This window comes from Blastococcus sp. SYSU D00868, assembly GCF_054050575.1.
Map to the genome: position 1 here is coordinate 21291 of NZ_JBJGZO010000006.1, position 18272 is coordinate 39562.

14 protein-coding genes are annotated in these 18272 nt (G+C 76.1%); 9 read left to right on the forward strand and 5 right to left on the reverse strand.

Annotated features, from left to right (window positions below; translation table 11 throughout):
- Positions 1-35 precede the first annotated feature (35 nt).
- The 4 genes from ACI79F_RS07215 to ACI79F_RS07230 all read right to left on the reverse strand — a co-directional run bounded on the left by ACI79F_RS07215 (position 36) and on the right by ACI79F_RS07230 (position 4655).
- Positions 36-731, reverse strand: coding sequence for a haloacid dehalogenase type II (locus tag ACI79F_RS07215; RefSeq protein WP_456545822.1), 696 nt, complete (start codon positions 729-731; stop codon positions 36-38).
- Positions 728-2368, reverse strand: coding sequence for a phospho-sugar mutase (locus tag ACI79F_RS07220; RefSeq protein WP_456545821.1), 1641 nt, complete (start codon positions 2366-2368; stop codon positions 728-730). Before ACI79F_RS07220 ends, ACI79F_RS07215 begins: the two co-directional genes overlap by 4 nt.
- On the reverse strand, positions 2365-3177 hold the full coding sequence (locus ACI79F_RS07225; protein WP_456545820.1) for a purine-nucleoside phosphorylase: 813 nt from the start codon (positions 3175-3177) through the stop codon (positions 2365-2367). Before ACI79F_RS07225 ends, ACI79F_RS07220 begins: the two co-directional genes overlap by 4 nt.
- Before the next feature lie 200 nt (positions 3178-3377).
- Positions 3378-4655: a DUF222 domain-containing protein gene (locus tag ACI79F_RS07230; RefSeq protein ID WP_456545819.1), complete on the reverse strand. Its 1278-nt coding sequence runs from the start codon at positions 4653-4655 to the stop codon at positions 3378-3380.
- 154 nt (positions 4656-4809) lie between these two features.
- Here ACI79F_RS07230 and ACI79F_RS07235 point away from each other — a divergent pair, with 154 nt between their 5' ends.
- The 8 genes from ACI79F_RS07235 to mptB (ACI79F_RS07270) all read left to right on the forward strand — a co-directional run bounded on the left by ACI79F_RS07235 (position 4810) and on the right by mptB (ACI79F_RS07270) (position 16194).
- Positions 4810-5373 carry a dihydrofolate reductase family protein gene (locus ACI79F_RS07235; protein WP_456545818.1) on the forward strand — a complete coding sequence of 188 codons (564 nt, stop codon included), beginning with the start codon at positions 4810-4812 and terminating at the stop codon, positions 5371-5373.
- A 73-nt stretch (positions 5374-5446) separates the two neighbouring features.
- Entirely contained in the window at positions 5447-6652 is a 1206-nt protein-coding gene (locus tag ACI79F_RS07240) for a glutamate--cysteine ligase (protein WP_456545817.1), read from the forward strand.
- Positions 6649-7896 carry an amidohydrolase gene (locus ACI79F_RS07245; protein WP_456545816.1) on the forward strand — a complete coding sequence of 416 codons (1248 nt, stop codon included), beginning with the start codon at positions 6649-6651 and terminating at the stop codon, positions 7894-7896. Before ACI79F_RS07240 ends, ACI79F_RS07245 begins: the two co-directional genes overlap by 4 nt.
- Before the next feature lie 54 nt (positions 7897-7950).
- Positions 7951-9855, forward strand: a complete 1905-nt coding sequence (locus ACI79F_RS07250; RefSeq protein WP_456545815.1) for a methylmalonyl-CoA mutase subunit beta — start codon at positions 7951-7953, stop codon at positions 9853-9855.
- Positions 9852-12059, forward strand: coding sequence for a methylmalonyl-CoA mutase (scpA, locus tag ACI79F_RS07255; RefSeq protein WP_456545814.1), 2208 nt, complete (start codon positions 9852-9854; stop codon positions 12057-12059). Before ACI79F_RS07250 ends, scpA begins: the two co-directional genes overlap by 4 nt.
- Before the next feature lie 16 nt (positions 12060-12075).
- Positions 12076-13161, forward strand: a complete 1086-nt coding sequence (gene meaB / locus ACI79F_RS07260) for a methylmalonyl Co-A mutase-associated GTPase MeaB (RefSeq protein ID WP_456545813.1) — start codon at positions 12076-12078, stop codon at positions 13159-13161.
- A complete protein-coding gene (gene mptB, locus ACI79F_RS07265) occupies positions 13158-14639 on the forward strand; it encodes a polyprenol phosphomannose-dependent alpha 1,6 mannosyltransferase MptB (protein WP_456545812.1) in 1482 nt (493 codons plus the stop codon). Before meaB ends, mptB (ACI79F_RS07265) begins: the two co-directional genes overlap by 4 nt.
- A 61-nt stretch (positions 14640-14700) precedes the next feature.
- A complete protein-coding gene (mptB, locus tag ACI79F_RS07270) occupies positions 14701-16194 on the forward strand; it encodes a polyprenol phosphomannose-dependent alpha 1,6 mannosyltransferase MptB (RefSeq protein ID WP_456545811.1) in 1494 nt (497 codons plus the stop codon).
- Here the strand turns inward: mptB (ACI79F_RS07270) and ACI79F_RS07275 are convergent.
- Entirely contained in the window at positions 16146-16607 is a 462-nt protein-coding gene (locus tag ACI79F_RS07275) for a gamma-glutamylcyclotransferase family protein (protein WP_456545810.1), read from the reverse strand. The two genes, mptB (ACI79F_RS07270) and ACI79F_RS07275, sit on opposite strands and share 49 nt — an antisense overlap.
- Before the next feature lie 139 nt (positions 16608-16746).
- Here ACI79F_RS07275 and ACI79F_RS07280 point away from each other — a divergent pair, with 139 nt between their 5' ends.
- On the forward strand, positions 16747-18153 hold the full coding sequence (locus tag ACI79F_RS07280; RefSeq protein ID WP_456545809.1) for an NAD(P)H-quinone dehydrogenase: 1407 nt from the start codon (positions 16747-16749) through the stop codon (positions 18151-18153).
- The last annotated feature ends 119 nt before the right edge of the window (positions 18154-18272 follow it).

Sequence of the window (18272 nt, forward strand, 5' to 3'; positions counted from 1 at the left end):
CCCATCGTGACAGCAGCCCCGGGGACGTCTCCGGGTCACGCGCCGAGGCGGTCGGCCAGCTCGCCGAAGGAGGCGACGGAGAGGTCGGCGTCCGGGTCCGCCGCCGGCGGGGTGCGCCGCCCCCCGAACTCGTCCGGCCGGTGCACGTACGCGGTGCGCAGGCCCCGCTCGCGTGCCGCGGCGAGGTCGTCGGTGTGCGCGGCGACCATCAGCACCTGCCCCGGCTCCAGCCCCAGCAGCCGGGGCGCGGAGTCGTAGACCGCGGCGTCGGGCTTGTAGGCGCCGACCACCTCCGCGCCGAGCACGGCGTCCCAGGGGAGACCGGACCGGCGGGCCAGCGCGACCTGCAGCGCCACGCCGCCGTTGGACAGCGGCGCGAGCACGAACCGCGCCGACAGCCGTCGCAGCCCCGGGACGGCGTCGGGCCACGGGTCCAGCCGGTGCCAGGCGAGCACCAGCTCGTCGCGCACCGCGGCGGGGACGTCGTCGGCGCCGTGGGCGGCGAGGACGCCGTCCACGGACTCGCGGTGCAGCAGGTCCAGCGGCACGAACGGGCGGCGGCCGCTGCGGACCTCCTCCATCGAGGGGGCGTAGCGCCCGCGCCAGTCGTCGGCGAAGCGCTCGGCGTCGACCCGCCCGCCGAGCAGCCGGGCGGCCTCCCGGGCGACGCCGGCGCGCCAGTCGACGACCGTCCCGAAGACGTCGAAGACCAGCGCGCGGACCTCGGTCACAGGCCCAGCGCCGCCGACATCTCCGCGCGCAGCGCGTCGAGCTCGTCGGCCCCGCGGCCGCGGGCGCCCACCACGCCGGCGTCGTCGTGCACCGGGACGACGGTCTCCAGGTAGGCCTTGAGCTTGGGCTCGGTGCCGCTGGGCCGGACGACGACGCGGACGCCGTCGCCGAGCAGCCGGACGGCGTCCACCGGCGGGTCGGCGTCGGCCAGGTCGGTCACCGTGACCGGGCGCCCGAGCAGCGTGGCCGGCGGCCGTGCGCGCAGCCGGGACATGGCGTCGGCGATCAGCGTGAGGTCCTCGACCCGGGCCGAGAGCTGGCCGGTGGCGAACAGCCCGTGCTCGCGGGCCAGCGCGTCGAGTCGGTCGAGCAGGGTGCGCCCCGAGGCCGCGAGCTCCGCGGCGAGCAGCGCCACGGCGAGCGCGGCGGACATGCCGTCCTTGTCGCGGACGACGTCGGGGGCGACGGCGTAGCCGAGCGCCTCCTCGTAGCCGAAGACCAGCGGTTGCCCCGGTGCGCCGGCCCGGATGATCCACTTGAAGCCGGTGGGCGTCTCGGCGAACGGCACGCCGTGCGCGGCGGCCAGGGCGTGCAGCAGCGAGCCGCTGACCAGCGAGGCGGCGTAGGTGCCGCGGACGCCGCGGCGCAGCAGCCAGTCGGCCAACAGCGCGCCCACCTCGTCGCCGGTGAGCTGCCGGCCGCCGCAGACCACCGAGCAGCGGTCGGCGTCGGGGTCCTGGGCGATGCCGACGGCGGCGCCGGTGCGCTCGGCGAGGGCGAGCAGCAGGTCGACCGCGCCGGGCTCCTCCGGGTTGGGGAAGGAGACGGTGGGGAAGCGGGGGTCGGGCGCGTCCTGCTCCGGCACGCCCACCGGCTCGGCGAACCCGGCGGCGGCGAACAGCGTGCGGGTCGTCGCCGCGCCCACGCCGTGCATCGCCGTGTAGGCGATCGTCAGCGCGGCCCGGTCGGCGGCGGGGGTGTCCTCCGGCCGCAGCGCCGCGAGCACGGCGGCGACGTAGTCGGTCTCGACGTCGTCGCCGAGGGTGACCCAGTCGTCGGACAGCGGGACGTCGCGGGCGGCGCCGACGGCGGCGATCGCCGCCTCGATCTCCCGGTCGGCGGGCGGCACCAGCTGGGCGCCGTCGCCGAGGTAGACCTTGTAGCCGTTGTCGTCGGGCGGGTTGTGGCTGGCGGTGACCATCACCCCGGCCACGCAGCCCAGGTGCCGGACGGCGAAGGCCAGCAGCGGCGTGGGCAGGGGGCGCGGCAGCACCTGGACGGCGAACCCGGCCGCGGACAGCACCGACGCCGAGATCCTCGCGAACTCGTCCGACCGGCGACGGGCGTCGAAGCCGATCACCACGCCCCCGCCGGTGTGCCCGGCGCCGGTCAGGTACCGGGCCAGCCCCGCGGCGGCGCGGGTGACCACCGCGGCGTTCATCCCGGCCGGCCCGGCGCGCAGCGGGCCGCGCAGCCCGGCGGTGCCGAAGGTGAGCGGTCCGGCGAAGCGGCGGGCGAGCTCGGCGGCGGCCGCGGGATCGGTCGACGCGGCCTCGACCAGCGCCTCGATCTCGGCGCGGTCACCGGGGTGCGGGTCGGCGGCGGCCCAGGCCCGCGCCTCCTCCAGCGGGCTCACGGCTGCCGGGACACCAGCTCGACGAGGAAGTGGCCCAGCCGGCCGGCGGCCTCCTTGCCCGCGGCGAGCACCTCGAGGTGGTCCAGCGCCTCGCCGGTGATCCCCGCCGCGGCGTTGGTGACCATCGACAGGCCGAACACCTCCAGGCCGGCCGCCCGCGCGGCGATCGCCTCGAGCGCGGTGGACATGCCGACCAGGTCGGCGCCCAGCGTCCGCAGCATGCGGATCTCGGCGGGGGTCTCGAAGTGCGGCCCGGGCAGGGCGGCGTAGACGCCCTCGGTCAGCGACGGGTCGATCTCGCGGGCCAGGGTGCGCAGCCGGGACGAGTACAGGTCGGTCAGGTCGACGAACGTCGGGCCGACCAGCGGCGAGCGGGCGGTGAGGTTCAGGTGGTCGCTGATCAGCACCGGCTGCCCGACCCGGTGCTCCGGGGCCAGCCCGCCGGCGGCGTTGGTCAGGACGACGGTGCGCACGCCCGCGGCCGCCGCGGTGCGCACCCCGTGCACGACCGCGTTCACGCCGCGGCCCTCGTACAGGTGGGTGCGGCCGAGGAACAGCAGGACGCGACGGGAGCCGACCCGCACCGAGCGCACCTCGCCGCCGTGGCCGGCCACGACGGGGGCGGAGAAGCCGGGCAGCTCGTCGATCGCGACGCTGTTGTCGGCCGGGCCGAAGGCCTCCGCCGCGTCGGCCCAGCCCGAGCCCATGACGACGGCGGTGTCGTGCCCCTCGCCGAGCGCGGCCCGGAGGTCGTCGGCGGCCAGCTTGGCCAGGGTTGCGGGATCGGGACCGGGGGACAGCTCGCTCACGGGCCGGACGGTAGCCCAGCCCGCTGCCACGGGAAGCGGGCGGCCGGACGCCTCCGCGGACCCGTCGCCGCGCGTCCGACGACCGGCCGACCGCGCGGGCACGCCGCCTGCCCCCGCGCACGCCGCCTGCCCCCGCGGACGGTGTCCGTGGGGGTGGCGGCGGCGCTGTTCCGGTGCCCGGCCGGCAGCGGCCGGTGGGGTCAGACGGGGACGAACGCGTCGTCCGGGTCGTGGGCGGCGTCGCGGTCGGGGAGCTCCTGCTGGATGGCGAGGGCCGCCTGGCTGAGGAGGTCGTCCCGGTCGAGGAGGATCTCGGTGCCGTCGGGGCGGTAGGTGTGCCAGCGCCCGTCGGGGTCGCGTTCGATGCGGTAGCCGTGATGGACCTTGCCGTGGTGGCGCTCGCACAGCAGGCCGAGGTTGTCCGGGTCGGTCTTGCCGCCGAAGGCCCAGTGGATGCGGTGGTGGGCCTCGCACCACCAGTGCGGGGCGTCGCAGCCGGCGAACACGCAGCCCCGGTCCCGCAGGTCCAGCAGCTGGCGTAGCGGGGCGGGGACGATGCGGACCTCGCGGCCGCGGTGGATCGGTTCCCCGTTCGGGCCCATGACGATCCGGGCGACGGTGGAGTCGCACGCGAGCCAGCGGGCGCGGGCGGCGGAGATGGTGGCGCCGAAGCCCAGCTCCGCGGCGGTCTTGCCGATCGCCGGGTCGACCAGGTCGTCCAGGTCCAGCACGGCGGCGATGCCCGGCCGGCGGGTGCGCTGGATCGGCACCGCTCCGGCGGCCAGGGTGTTGTCGGCCCACTGCACCAGCACGTCGCCGCGGAGCTGGGCCGGGGTGCGCTCGTCCCCGGCGCAGCGGGAGGTCGCGGCCATCGGCTCGATCACCGCCTTCACCTTCTCCCCGCCCACCGCGTCCAGCTCCGCGTAGAGGGTGACGGTGCTGTCGGGATGCGTGATCATCCGCAGCGACCGCTGGGTGATCGGCTCCGGTTCGGGTCCGTCGGGATCCAGCCGGGTCAGGTACTGCTGAACAGCCTCGGCGAGGGTCTGGAAGCTCTGCCCGGCGGCGATCGTGGCCAGCGCCTGGTCGACCTCTGTCAGGTCGATGCCCTGCTCGGCGGCCATCGCCAGGTGCTTCCCCGTGGTGATGGCGGCGATGGCGGTGACGTGCTCGACGCCGATCGCGCCCGAGCTGAACGCGGCGGCGGTGGCCGGCAGCAGCGCCAGCGCCCGGCCGCGGTGCACCAGCGCCGCGGCGGCCTCCTTCTTCAGCCCGGTGTGGGTGCGCAGCCAGGCCTGCATCGTCTTCAACCCGTCGTGCTCGCACGCCAGCCGCCCGTCGGCCACCTGCACCGCGGCGGTCAACCGCGCCTCGACCCGGTTCCGTAGGGCGACCAGCGCGGCCACCTCGGCGAGCAGCTCGCCGTCGGACAGCGCATGCAGGGCCTCGTCGGACGAGTCACCACTGATCGAACACATGTACGGATCCTAGCGGCTCGGCAGGCCTACGACTGACTGAATCCCCAGCTCAGACGCGCGTCCACAGATCGGGTCACCGTCTTGCGGCAGGCTCCGGTGGCGACCCCGGACGGGCGGTCCCGCCCGTCCGGACGGCTCCGGAGGAGGAGATCCCATGCGCAGCGTGACCTACTCGTTGAGCGCCTCGCTCGACGGCTACGTCGTCGGGCCGGACGGCGGCTTCGACTGGTCGGTGCCCGACGAGGAGGTCTTCCGCCTGGCGACCGACGAGACCCGGGGCGTCGGCGTCCACCTCCTGGGCCGGCGGCTGTACGAGACGATGCTCTACTGGGAACCCGACCAGGCCCCGGAGCTGGACGAGGCGGAGCAGGTGTTCGCCACGATCTGGCGGGCGCTGCCGAAGGTGGTCTTCTCCACCACGCTGTCGGAGGTGCGGGGGAACGCCCGCCTGGCCACCGCCGGACTAGCCGAGGAGATCGAGCGGCTGCGTGCCGAGCCGGGGGAGGGCGACATCGCCATCGGCGGCGCGACCCTCGCCGCCGAGGCGGCCGCGCTGGACCTCGTCGACGAGTACCGGGTTCGGGTCCACCCGGTGCTGGTCGGCGGCGGCACCCCGTACTTCGGGCACGACCGGCGCCGGGTGGACCTCGAGCTGGTCGAGGGCCGCGCCCTCTCCTCCGGGGTGGTCTACCTCCGGCACCGCGTGCGCCGGGGGTAGCCCCGCGGGCGCCGCCGGTGGCGCCGCGCGCGCTCGACCGGTGGGACTGCGTGATCGTTCTTAGACTCCGAGGGTGCAGATCCCCTTCAACTCGTCCGAGCGAGCCAGCCTCGGGGTCGAGTGGGAGCTCATGCTGGTCGACCGGCAGACGCGCGAGCTCAGCGCCGGCGCGGTCGAGATCCTGGCCGAGCTGACCCCCGAGGGGGCCACCGAGCCGGCCAAGGCCAAGCACGAGCTGCTCCAGTCGACCGTCGAGGTCATCACCGGCGTCTGCACCACGGTCGCCGAGGCCCAGGCGGACCTCGCCGGCACGGTGGCCGAGGTCGCGGCCGCCGCCGAGCGACGCGGGCTGGCGCTGATGTGCGCCGGCACCCACCCGTTCACCGACTGGCAGACCCAGCGCATCTCGCCGAAGGAGCGCTACCTCCAGCTGGTCGAGAAGATGCAGTGGCTGGCCCGCCGGCTGCAGATCTTCGGCGTGCACGTGCACGTCGGCGTCCGCGCGCCGGAGAAGGCCGTGCCGATCGTCAACGCGCTCACCCAGTACGTGCCGCACTTCCTGGCGCTGTCGGCGTCCTCGCCGTACTGGGTGGGCGCCGACACCGGGCTGGCCTCGGCGCGCAGCAAGGTGTTCGAGTCGATGCCGACCGCCGGCCTGCCCTACCAGCTCTCCGGCTGGGACCAGTTCGAGACCTACATGGAGACGCTGATCTCCACGCACGCGATCGAGACCGTGCGCGAGGTGTGGTGGGACATCCGCCCGCACCCGGACTTCGGCACCGTCGAGCTGCGGATCTGCGACGGCCTGCCCACCCTCGACGAGATCGGCGTGGTGGCCGCCCTCTCGCAGTGCCTGGTCGAGCAGTTCGACAACCAGCTCGACCGCGGCTACACCCTGCCCACCCCGCCGGACTGGGTGCTGCGGGAGAACAAGTGGCGGGCGGCCCGCTACGGCCTCGACGCCGACATCGTGGTCGACGAGAAGGAGACGGTCCGGCCGGTGCGCCAGGCGCTGCTCGACCTCGCCGAGGACCTCGCGCCCACCGCCCGCCGCCTCGGCTGCGCCGAGCAGCTCGCCGACATCGAGCGGGTGCTGGCCGCCGGCGCCTCGTACCAGCGGCAGCGGGCGGTCGCGGCCGCGCACGACGGCGACCTGCGCGCCGTCGTGGACTCCCTGGTCGCCGAGCTCCGCGACGGCCTGGGCGCGGCCCCGCCCGACGCCGGCCTGCCGGACCCGCCGCCGGGCCGGCCCGGCAGCGCCCCCGGGTCCGCGGCATGACGTCGGTCGTCGAGCGCGCGGCCGCGGCGGTCGACCGGTGGACGTCGGAGCGGGAGCAGCGGCTGGTCGCCGTCCGCCGGCACCTGCACGCCCACCCGGAGCTGGCCTACGCCGAGTTCGAGACCACCTCCTTCCTCGAGCAGAAGCTGCGCGACGCGGGACTCACCCCCAAGCGGCTGCCCTCCGGCACCGGGTTGGTGGTCGAGGTGGGGTCGGGGGAGCCGACCGTCGTCGTCCGCGGGGACATCGACGCGCTGCCGCTGGCCGACCTCAAGGACGTCCCGTACGCCTCCACCCGCGAGGGCATGTGCCACGCCTGCGGACACGACGTGCACACCACCGTCGTCCTCGGTGTCGTGCTGGCGCTGGCCGCGCTCGACGAGCTGCCCGGCACCGTGCGGTGCGTGTTCCAGCCCGCCGAGGAGACCGTGCCCGGCGGCGCCACCGAGGTGGTCGCCGCCGGCGTCCTGGACGGGGCCTCGCGGGCGTTCGCGCTGCACTGCGACCCGTCGCTGCCCGCGGGCACGGTCGGCCTGCGCACCGGGTCGATCACCGCCGCCTGCGACCGGATCGACGTCGTCCTCACCGGGCCCGGCGGGCACACCGCCCGGCCGCAGATGACCGTCGACCTGGTCGACGCGCTCGGCAGGCTGATCACCGACCTGCCGGGGCTGCTCTCCCGGCAGGTCGACCCGCGCGCGGGCATGTCGGTCGTGTGGGGGGCGGTCAACGCCGGGGTCGCGGCCAACGCGATCCCGCAGCGCGGCCAGCTGCGCGGCACGGTGCGCGTGCTGGACCGCGACGCCTGGCAGTCGGCCGAGGAGCTGCTGCGCGGCCTGGTCGAGCGGGTCGCCGCCACGACCGGCGCCGGGGTGGAGGTGGACTACGTCCGCGGCGTCCCCCCGGTGGTCAACGACCCCCGGGCGGTGGCGCTGCTGCGGTCGGCGGCGATGGAGACGGTCGGCGCCGACAACCTGCGGCTGTCGCCGCAGAGCATGGGCGGGGAGGACTTCGGCTGGTTCGCCGACGTGCTGCCCATCGCCCTGGCCCGGCTGGGCACCCACGGCGGCGGCCCGCCGCTGGACCTGCACCGCGGCACGTTCGACGTGGACGAGACGGCGATCGGGGTCGGCGTCCGGCTGCTGGCGCGCACGGCGCTGCACGCGCTGGTGGCCGACGTCGGCACTCCCTCGCAGGGGCGGTCCCCGGCCCCCGGGCGTCCGGCGCCGCGGGACCGCCGGTAGAACGTTCCCAGCGCACCGCCTCTCCGGAGGCCCGGACAGCACCGGAGCCCGTCGATGAGTTCCCCCGCACAGCCGGCCCCGGCCGACGCCGACGTCCCGGCCGAGCACGAGGTCCCCGAGGACCTGGTGCTGGCCGGCGAGTTCCCCGCGGCCACCCGCGAGCAGTGGCGCGAGCTCGTGGCCGGGGTGCTGCGCAAGGCCGGCCGCGAGGACCTGCCCGAGCACGCCGAGGACGCCCTGCGCCGCACCGTCGCCACGGGCGTGAGCGTCGCCCCGCTGTACACCGCCGAGGACGCCGGCGACCTGCCCACCGCGGTCGGCGTCCCCGGCCTGTCGCCGTTCGTGCGGGGCGCCCGCGCCGGGGCGCGCGGCGAGACCGCGGCCGGTGGCGCCGACAGCGACGTGCCGGCCGGCTGGGACGTCCGCCAGCGGCACGCCGACCCCGACGTCGACGCCACCCGCGAGGCGATCGCCGCCGACCTGGAGAACGGCGTCTCCTCGCTGTGGCTGGTCCTCGGGGAGGGCGCCGTCCCGGTCGCCTCGCTCGGCGAGGTGCTGGCCGACGTCTACCTCGACCTCGCGCCGGTCACCGTGCAGGGCGGCGCGGCCGCCGCCGGCGCGTTCCTGGCCCTGGTGGAGGACCGCGACGACCTGGCGCCCGGCGGCTCGCTGGGCCTGGACCCGATCGGCGTGCAGGCCGCGACGGGGGAGGAGCAGGACCTCTCCGAGCTCGCCGACGTCGCCCGCCGCGCGCTGGCCCACCCCGGCCTGCGCACCGTCGTCGTCGACGCCACCGTGGTGCACGACGCCGGAGGCGGCGCCGTCGAGGAGCTCGGCTGCTCGCTGGCCGCCGGGGTGGCCTACCTGCGCGCGCTCACCGACGGCGGCCTGTCGGTCGACGAGGCGTTCTCCCAGGTCGAGTTCCGCTACGCCGCCACCGCCGACCAGTTCACGACCATCGCCGCGCTGCGCGCCGCCCGCCGGCTGTGGGACCGGGTCGGCGAGCTCTCCGGCGCCTCGCCCGACGTCCGCGGCCAGCGGCAGCACGCCGTCACCTCCTCGGTGATGACCACCCGCCGCGACCCGTGGGTGAACATGCTGCGGACGACGGTCGCCTGCTTCGCCGCCGGCGTGGGCGGCGCCGACGTCGTCACCGTCCAGCCGTTCGACGCCGCCCTCGGCCTGCCCGATGCCTTCTCCCGGCGGATCGCGCGCAACACCCAGAGCCTGCTCATCGAGGAGGGCTCGCTCGCCCGCGTCCTCGACCCGGCCGGCGGCTCCTGGTACGTCGAGTCGCTCACCGAGGAGCTCGCGCAGGCCGCCTGGGCCTGGTTCACCGAGATCGAGCGGGCCGGCGGCATCGTCCGCGCGCTGTCCGACGGGCTCGTGCGGGAGCGGGTCACCGCGGCCTGGGAGGAGCGGCGGAAGCGGCTGGCGAAGCGCTCCGACGCGATCACCGGCGTCAGCGAGTTCCCCAACCTGACCGAGAAGCTGCCGCAGCGGAAGCCGGCGGTGGAGGTGCTGCCGGCCACCGGCGGCGGCCTGCCGCGGGTGCGGTCGGCGCAGGACTTCGAGGAGCTGCGCGACGCGGCCGATGCCGCGGCCACCCGGCCGCGGGTCTACCTGGCCACGATCGGCCCGGAGGCCCGGCACACCGCCCGCGCCTCCTTCGCCGCCAACCTGTTCCAGGCCGGCGGCCTGGAGACCCCCGCCACCGACGGCGCGAGCGGCCTGGCCGGCGCGGGGACGACGGTGGCCTGCATCTGCGGCACCGACGAGGACTACGCCGGGTCCGCCGCCGCCCTGGCCGCCGACCTGCGCGCCGCCGGCGCCACCTCGGTGTGGCTGGCCGGCAAGCCGTCGCTGGGTGTGGACGGCGTGGACGGGTACGTGTACGCCGGATGCGACGCGCTCGAGGTCCTGCGCGCCGCCCACGAGCAGCTGGGAGTCAAGGCATGACCGGCATCCCCGACTTCGGGTCCGCCGAGCTCGGCCGGCCGGCGGCGCACGCGTCGGCCGACGACTGGGCCAAGCGCTACGAGGAGGCGACCGGGCGCAGCGTCGCCGACGCGACCTGGCACACGCCCGAGGGCATCGACGTCCCGCCGCTGTTCACCCCCGCCGACCTCGCCGGGGTGGACTTCCTGGACACCTTCCCGGGCCTCCCGCCGTTCCTGCGCGGGCCCTACCCGACGATGTACACGACCCAGCCGTGGACGATCCGCCAGTACGCCGGCTTCTCCACCGCCGCGGAGTCCAACGCGTTCTACCGGCGCAACCTCGCCGCGGGGCAGAAGGGCCTGTCGGTCGCCTTCGACCTGGCCACCCACCGCGGGTACGACTCCGACCACCCGCGGGTGAGGGGCGACGTCGGCATGGCCGGCGTCGCGATCGACTCGATCCTGGACATGCGGCAGCTGTTCGACGGCATCCCGCTGGACCAGATGAGCGTCTCGATGACCATGAACGGCGCGGTGCTGCCGGTGCTGGCGCTCTACGTCGTCGCCGCCGAGGAGCAGGGGGTGGCGCCCGAGCAACTGGCCGGGACCATCCAGAACGACATCCTCAAGGAGTTCATGGTCCGCAACACCTACATCTACCCGCCCGGGCCGTCGCTGCAGATCATCAGCGACATCTTCGCCTTCACCGCGCAGCGGATGCCGCGGTTCAACTCGATCTCGATCTCCGGCTACCACATCCAGGAGGCCGGGGCGACCGCCGACCTGGAGCTGGCGTACACGCTGGCCGACGGCGTCGAGTACCTGAAGGCGGGCCAGGCCGCCGGGATGAGCGTGGACACGTTCGCCCCGCGCCTGTCCTTCTTCTGGGCGATCGGCATGAACTTCTTCATGGAGGTCGCCAAGATGCGGGCCGGCCGCCTGCTCTGGGCCAAGCTCGTGAAGGAGGCCGGCGGCACCTCGCCCAAGTCGCAGTCGCTGCGCACCCACTCGCAGACCTCGGGCTGGTCGCTGACCGCGCAGGACGTCTACAACAACGTCGTCCGCACCTGCCTGGAGGCCATGGCCGCCACCCAGGGGCACACCCAGTCGCTGCACACCAACGCCCTCGACGAGGCGCTGGCCCTGCCGACCGACTTCTCCGCCCGCATCGCCCGCAACACCCAGCTGCTGCTGCAGCAGGAGTCGGGCACCACCCGGGTCGCCGACCCGTGGGGCGGCTCGGCCTACGTGGAGAAGCTGACCTACGACCTGGCCCGCCGCGCCTGGGCGCACATCCAGGAGGTCGCCGAGCACGGCGGCATGGCCCGCGCCATCGACGACGGCATCCCGAAGATGCGCATCGAGGAGGCCGCCGCGCGCACCCAGGCCCGCATCGACTCCGGCCGGCAGCCGGTCATCGGCGTGAACAAGTACCGGGTGGACGCCGACGAGGCGATCGAGGTGCTGCGGGTCGACAACGCCCAGGTGCTGGCCGAGCAGACCGCGAAGCTGGAGCGGCTGCGCGCCGAGCGCGACGAGGCGGCCACCCGGGCGGCGCTGGCGGCGCTCACCGACGCCGCGCGCGCCGCCGCGGAGGGACGCCGGGGCAACGACCTCGACACCAACCTGCTCAAGCTGTCGATCGACGCCGCCCGCGCCAAGGCCACGGTGGGGGAGATCTCCGACGCGCTGGAGGCCGTCTACGGGCGACACCAGGCGCAGATCCGCACCATCTCCGGTGTGTACCGCGACGAAGCAGGCGCGTCCGGCCCGGTCGAGGAGACCCGCCGGCTGGCCGAGGAGTTCGAGGAGGCCGAGGGCCGGCGGCCCCGCATCCTCGTGGCGAAGATGGGCCAGGACGGCCACGACCGCGGCCAGAAGGTCATCGCCACCGCGTTCGCCGACCTGGGCTTCGACGTCGACGTGGGCCCGCTGTTCTCCACCCCGGAGGAGGTCGCCCGTCAGGCGGTGGAGGCCGACGTGCACGTCGTCGGCGTCTCCTCGCTGGCCGCCGGGCACCTGACCCTGGTGCCGGCGCTGCGCGAGGCGCTGGCCGAGCTGGGCGCCGACGACGTCGTCATCGTGGTCGGCGGGGTCATCCCGCCCGACGACGTGCCGACGCTGAAGGAGATGGGCGCCGCCGAGGTGTTCCTGCCCGGCACGGTCATCGCCGAGGCGGCCCAGGGCCTGCTGCGGACGCTGTCCTCGCGTCTCGGGCACTGATGGGCCCCACCGACTGATGGGCTCCGTCGACGTCGCGGCGCTGGTCGAGGGGGTCCTGGCCGGTGACCGCCGGTCGATGGCGCGCGCCATCACGCTCGTCGAGTCACGGCGGGCCGACCACCGCGAGCGCGCCCAGGACCTGCTGGTCGAGCTGCTCCCGCACGCCGGCCGTGCCCGGCGGGTCGGGATCAGCGGCGTCCCCGGGGTGGGGAAGTCGACGTTCATCGACCAGCTGGGGACGACGCTGACGGCGGCCGGCTCGCGGGTGGCGGTGCTCGCCGTCGACCCGTCCTCGGCCCGCTCGGGCGGGTCGATCCTCGGCGACAAGACCCGGATGCAGCGGCTGTCGGTCGACCCGCGCGCCTTCGTGCGGCCCTCGCCGACGGCGGGCACCCTCGGCGGCGTGGCGCAGGCGACCCGCGAGTCGATGGTCGTGGTCGAGGCGGCCGGCCACGACGTCGTCCTGGTCGAGACCGTCGGCGTCGGGCAGTCGGAGGTGACCGTCGCCGAGATGGTCGACTCCTTCCTCTTCCTCACCCTCGCCCGCACCGGCGACCAGCTGCAGGGGATCAAGCGCGGCATCCTCGAGATCGCCGACGTGATCGCCGTGAACAAGGCCGACGGCCCCGGCGCCGCCGACGCGCGCACGGCCGCCCGGGAGCTCGCCGGCGCGATCCGCATGCTGCGCGGGCACGGCGAGGACTGGGACGTGCCGGTGCTGACCTGTGCCGGGCTGACCGGCGAGGGGCTCGACGAGGTGTGGGCGAAGCTGGTCGAGCACCAGGACCGGGCGCGGGCGTCGGGGGCGTTCGACGAGCGGCGGCGCACCCAGCAGGTCCGCTGGACCTGGCAGCTCGTGCGCAGCGGGCTGGAGCACCGGCTGAGGGCGCACCCGCGGGTGCGGTCCCGCGCGCCGGAGCTGGAGCGGGCCGTGCTGGCCGGCGAGGTCACCCCCGCCGTGGCGGCCGCGGAGCTGCTCGGGCTGTTCCTCGCCGACCCCGGCCCGCCGCCGGGCAGCGACCCCGCGGCCGCGCCGGCCGACCCCGCGGCCGCGCCGGCCGACCCCGCGGCCGCGCCGGCCGACCCGGGCGCGGCGCGGTGACGACGAGCCCGACGGCCCGCGGCGACGCGACCCCGGCAACCGCGCCGACCACGGAGCCCGACCGCCGGCGGCGGTGGGTGCTGGCCGCCGCCGCGGTCGCCGGGACGCTCGCGGCCGCCTACCTGGCCCTGGCCGGCACCTCCGTCGGGCGGAAGGTCGCCGCCGACGACCTGTGGTTCTTCAACGTCGAGGCGCTCACCCGCACCGGGCTGGGCGCCCGGCCCGCGCTGGTGCTCTGCGGCCTGGCCCTCGCCCTGCTGGCCGGTGCGTGGCTGCTGCTCGGCTGGGCGCTGCGGCTGGGGGCGGGCACCCGCGCCGTCGCCGTCGTCGCGACGCTCTGGGCCGTCCCGTTCGCCGTCGGCATCCCGCTGTTCAGCCCGGACGTCTACCACTACGCCGCCGTCGGCTCGAGCATGCAGCACGGCGTCCAGCCGTTCGTCGACGGCCCGGCCGCCGCCGGGGACATCCCCGGCATCCGCGGCGGTGAGCAGATCTGGCTGGAGAACGCCTCCCCGTACAGCCCGCTGTTCGTCCGGCTCATCGGCGCGCTCGGCTGGCTGCTGGACGAGGACGTGCGCGCCATGGTGGTGGCGCTGCGGGTGCTGACCGTGCTCGCCCTGGTGGTCTCGGCGGTCATCGCGCTGCGCATCGCGCGGCTGTGCGGCCTGGACCCCGCGCTGACGCTGTGGCTGGTCGCGGCCAACCCGCTCGTCCTGATCCACGGCGTCTCCGGCAGCCACAACGACGCGCTCATGCTGGTGTTCGCGCTGGCCGGCGCCTGGGCCGCCCTGCTGCACCGGCCCTACCTCGGCGTCACGCTGTGCGCCCTCGGGGCCGGGGTGAAGATCATGGCCCTGGCCGTCGTCGCGGTCATCGCGGTCGACGCCGCCTGGCGGCACCCGGACACCCGCCGCCGCGTGCGCACGCTGCTGCAGGTCGGCGGGACGGGCCTGGCCGTCTTCCTCGTGGCCGTGACCGCCTGCGGCTACGGGCTCACCTGGGTGCGGAACCTGTCGGTGCCGGGCCTGGCCGTCGAGCCGCTGTCGCCGCCCACGGCTCTCGCGGTCGTCCTCCACCCCGGCGACCCGCCGGTGGACCTCGTGCGGGCCGTCGCGCTCGCCGTCGGCGCCCTGGTCTGCCTGGTCCTGCTCACCCGGGTGCCCCGGTGGGGAGTGCTGCGGAGCACGGCCTGGATCTTCGTGACCATCGTCCTGACCGGCGCCGCGGTGTGGCCCTGGTACCTGGCCTGGCCGCTGGCGTTCCTGGCCCTCACGGGGGTCCGGGCCGACCGCCTCGTGGTGGTCGTCGCCTCGGTGGGCGGGGTCTTCCTCGCCCTGCCGGGCGGGCAGGCGACCCTGCCGCTGCTGGGCCGGCCCCTGGCCGACGCCCTGGTCGTGGCCGCGCTGGTCGCGGTGGGGGCGGGCGTGCTGTGGCACCGCCGCCGCCGGCCGACCGTGCCCGCCGGTGCGCCGGCGTAACGACACCCGTCCGTCCGCGCGCCTCCGCGCGCGTCCCGACGGGGGTGGCACCCTCTCCGCCGTGGTCGAGGGGACGGGCGCGACGCAGGCCCGCCCGGGGCCGCCCCTCGTCGGCGCGGCCGTGGCGGGGACGGCGGCCACGGGCTGGCTCGCGCTGGCCGGGAGCGAGCTGGGCCGCAGCGGCCGGACCGAGGACCTGTGGTTCGACTCCGTGCCGGTGCTGCCCCGGGGCACGCTGGCCGAGCCCGCGGCCGTGGTGCTCACCATGAGCGCGCTGGCCGTGCTCGCCGCGGCCTGGCTGGTGCTCGGGACGGCGCTGCGCCGCGGTGCGGGCCCGCGCGCGGTCCTGCTCGTCGGCGCCGCGTGGTCGGTGCCGCTGCTGGCCGGCCCGCCGCTGTTCAGCCCCGACGTCTACGCCTACGCGGCCATCGGCTCGGCCATCCAGCACGAGGTCGACCCCTACGTCCAGGGCCCGGCCGCCGCCGGGGACGTCCCGGGCACCCGCGGTGCCGAGCCGTTCTGGCGGGACTCGCCGACGCCGTACAGCCCGCCGTTCGTCGTCCTGCTGAACCTCGTCTCGCGGCTGCTCGACGAGGACATGCTGCTGGTCGTGCTCGCCCTGCGGCTGCTGGCCGTCGGGGCCTGGGCGCTGCTCGCCGTCCTGCTGGTGCGGCTCAGCCGGTGCCGCGGGATCGACCCGGCGCGGACCCTCTGGCTGGTCGTCGCCAACCCGCTGCTGCTGGTCCACGCGGTCTCCGGAGCGCACAACGACGCCCTGATGACGCTGCTGGTCGTCGCCGGGATCGGCGCCGCGCTGGTCCGGCGCCCGTACCTGGGGGTCGCGCTGCTCGCCGCGGCGGCGTGCGTGAAGGTCACCGCGCTGGCGCTGGTCCCGGTGGTGGCGGTGCACGCCGCCGTCCGGCAGCCCACCTGGCCCCGCCGGCTGGGCGCCGTCGCCGGCGTCTCGGCGGTCGGGTTCGGCGCGTTCGCCGTCGTGGCCCACGCGGCCGGCTACGGCTGGCGGTGGCTGGACAACCTCGACGTGCCCGGGCGGGCGGTCGAGCCGCTGTCCCCGCCCACGGCGCTGGCGGTGCTGCTGGACGCCGACGACCCGCCGCTGGACGTCGTCCGCTCGATCGGGCTCGCCGTCGGCGTTCTCGTCTGCCTGTTCCTGCTCACCCGGGTGCCGCGCTGGGGCCTGCTGCGGGTCGCCGCGTGGGTGTCGCTGACCGTCGTCCTCTCCGGCGCGGCGGCCTGGCCGTGGTACCTCACCGCGCCGACGGCGCTGCTCGCCCTCACCGGGTGGCGCGGGCACGCCCGGCTGATCGCGGGTTGGTCGGTGGCCGGGCTGTTCCTGGCGCTGCCCGGCGGGCGGCCGACGCTGTCGACGCTCGGGCGGCCGTTCGCCGACGCCGCCGTCCTGGTCGTCCTCGCCGCCGTCGGCGCCGTCGCGGCGCGCACCCGGTCGCGCTCGCCGCGGGAGGGGGCCGCCGTCCCCCCGGCCGCTCAGACGCCGGTGGAGCGGCACTCCCGGGAGCGGAGCTCGCGGACGTAGTCGTCGGGGGCTCCGGCCGCCTGCGCGGCGTCGGCCAGCGCGCCCAGGTAGCGGGCGGAGGGCAGGCCGCCCTCGAACGCGTCCAGCGCGTACACGTAGGCCACCACGTCGCCGGCGAGCGTGTGCGCCCGCAGGTTGAGCTTGCGGTACAGCCCCAGGTCGGCGCCCTCCCAGGCGTCCAGGGCCCGCTCGTCGGCCTCGGTGAGGTCGTACAGCGCGACGAAGACGCCCGGCGCGTCCGGGTCGTCGGCCGGCACGAGCGTCGCGAGCGCGCCCTCCCAGCCGAGCTCCTCGGCGCCGAAGGTCAGCCGCCAGCCGCGGATCCACCCGGTGCCGGTGTGCGGGGAGGCGGGGCAGCGGCGCAGCATCTGTGCCGGGTCCATGTTCGATCCGTAGGCGGCGTAGAGGCCCATCGCGGTCGAGCCTACGGCGGCTGTGGCCGGCCCGACCCCGCGGCTGCCGACGCGGCCCCGGCCGACCGGGGACAATGGGCCCCGCACGTCGCCCGGGCACCCGGAGCCCAGGCACCCCGAGCACCGCAGGAGCTGACCCATGACCCGCATCGTCATCATCGGCGGCGGCCCGGCCGGCTACGAGGCCGCGCTGGTCGGCGCGTCCCTCGGCGCGGAGGTCACCGTGATCGAGCGGGACGGCGTCGGCGGGGCGAGCGTGCTCACCGACTGCGTCCCGTCCAAGGCGTTCATCGCCTCGGCCGGGGCGATGACCGGCGTCCGCGACTCGGCGGCGCTCGGCGTGCTGGGCAGCGACCTGCGCACCGCGGGCATGGACCTGGCGGCGGTCAACCACCGGGTCAAGGGCCTGGCGGTCGCCCAGTCCGCCGACATCCACGCCCGGCTGACCGCCGAGGGCGTGCGGATCGTCGCGGGCCAGGGGCGGCTGGCCGACGACGTCCGGGGCCTGGTCGAGCACCGGGTGGAGGTGCTCGACCGCGAGGGCGCCGTCGCCGAGGTGCTCGAGTGCGACGTCGTCCTCGTCGCGACCGGCGCCGACCCGCGGGTGCTGCCCGGCGCCGAGCCGGACCACGAGCGGATCCTCGACTGGCGCGACGTCTACGAGCTCGAGGACATGCCCGAGCACCTCGTCGTCGTCGGCTCCGGCGTCACCGGCGCGGAGTTCGCCTCCGGCTACCTCGAGGCCGGCGTCCCGGTCACCCTGGTCTCCTCCCGCGACCGCGTGCTGCCCGGGGAGGACGCCGACGCCGCCGAGGTCCTCGAGCAGGTGTTCCAGTCCCGCGGCGGCAAGATCGCCCAGCGCGGGCGGGCGGCCACGGTCGAGCGCACCGAGAAGGGCGTGCTGGTCACGCTGACCGACGGCCGCACGGTCGAGGGGTCGCACGCGCTGATGACCGTCGGCACCGTGCCCAACACCGAGGGGCTCAACCTCGAGCAGTGCGGGGTGGAGCTGGCGCCCAGCGGGCACGTCGTCGTCGACCGGGTGTCGCGGACGTCGGTGCCCGGCATCTACGCCGCCGGCGACGTGACCGGCGTCTTCCAGCTGGCCAGCGTCGCGGCGATGCAGGGCCGGATCGCGATGTGGCACGCGCTCGGCGAGGCCGTGCAGCCGATCCGGCTCAAGACCGTGGCCGCCAACGTGTTCACCCACCCGGAGATCGCGACCGTCGGGGTGCAGGAGGGGTCGTTCCCCGAGGGCATGCCGCTGGACAGCATCCGGCTGCCGCTGGCCACCAACGCCCGCGCCAAGATGGCCGACATGCGCGACGGCTTCGTGAAGCTGTTCGCCCGCAAGTCCACCGGGGTGGTCGTCGGCGGCGTCGTCGTCGCGCCCGGCGCCTCGGAGCTCGTGCTGCCGATCGCGCTCGCGGTCACCAAGGGGCTGACCGTCACCGACCTGGCGCAGACCTTCGCGATCTACCCGTCGCTGTCAGGGTCGATCACCGAGGCCGGCCGCCGGCTGATGGGCGCCGACGCCCTGGCGTAGCCCGGGCCGGGATCAGGTCCCCTGATCATCGAGCGTCCTCCCTCACCTCCCACCGTGAGGGAGGACGCTCCACGATCAGGTGGGCTGATCGTGGCCCGTGGGGCGGCCGTGACGGGGCG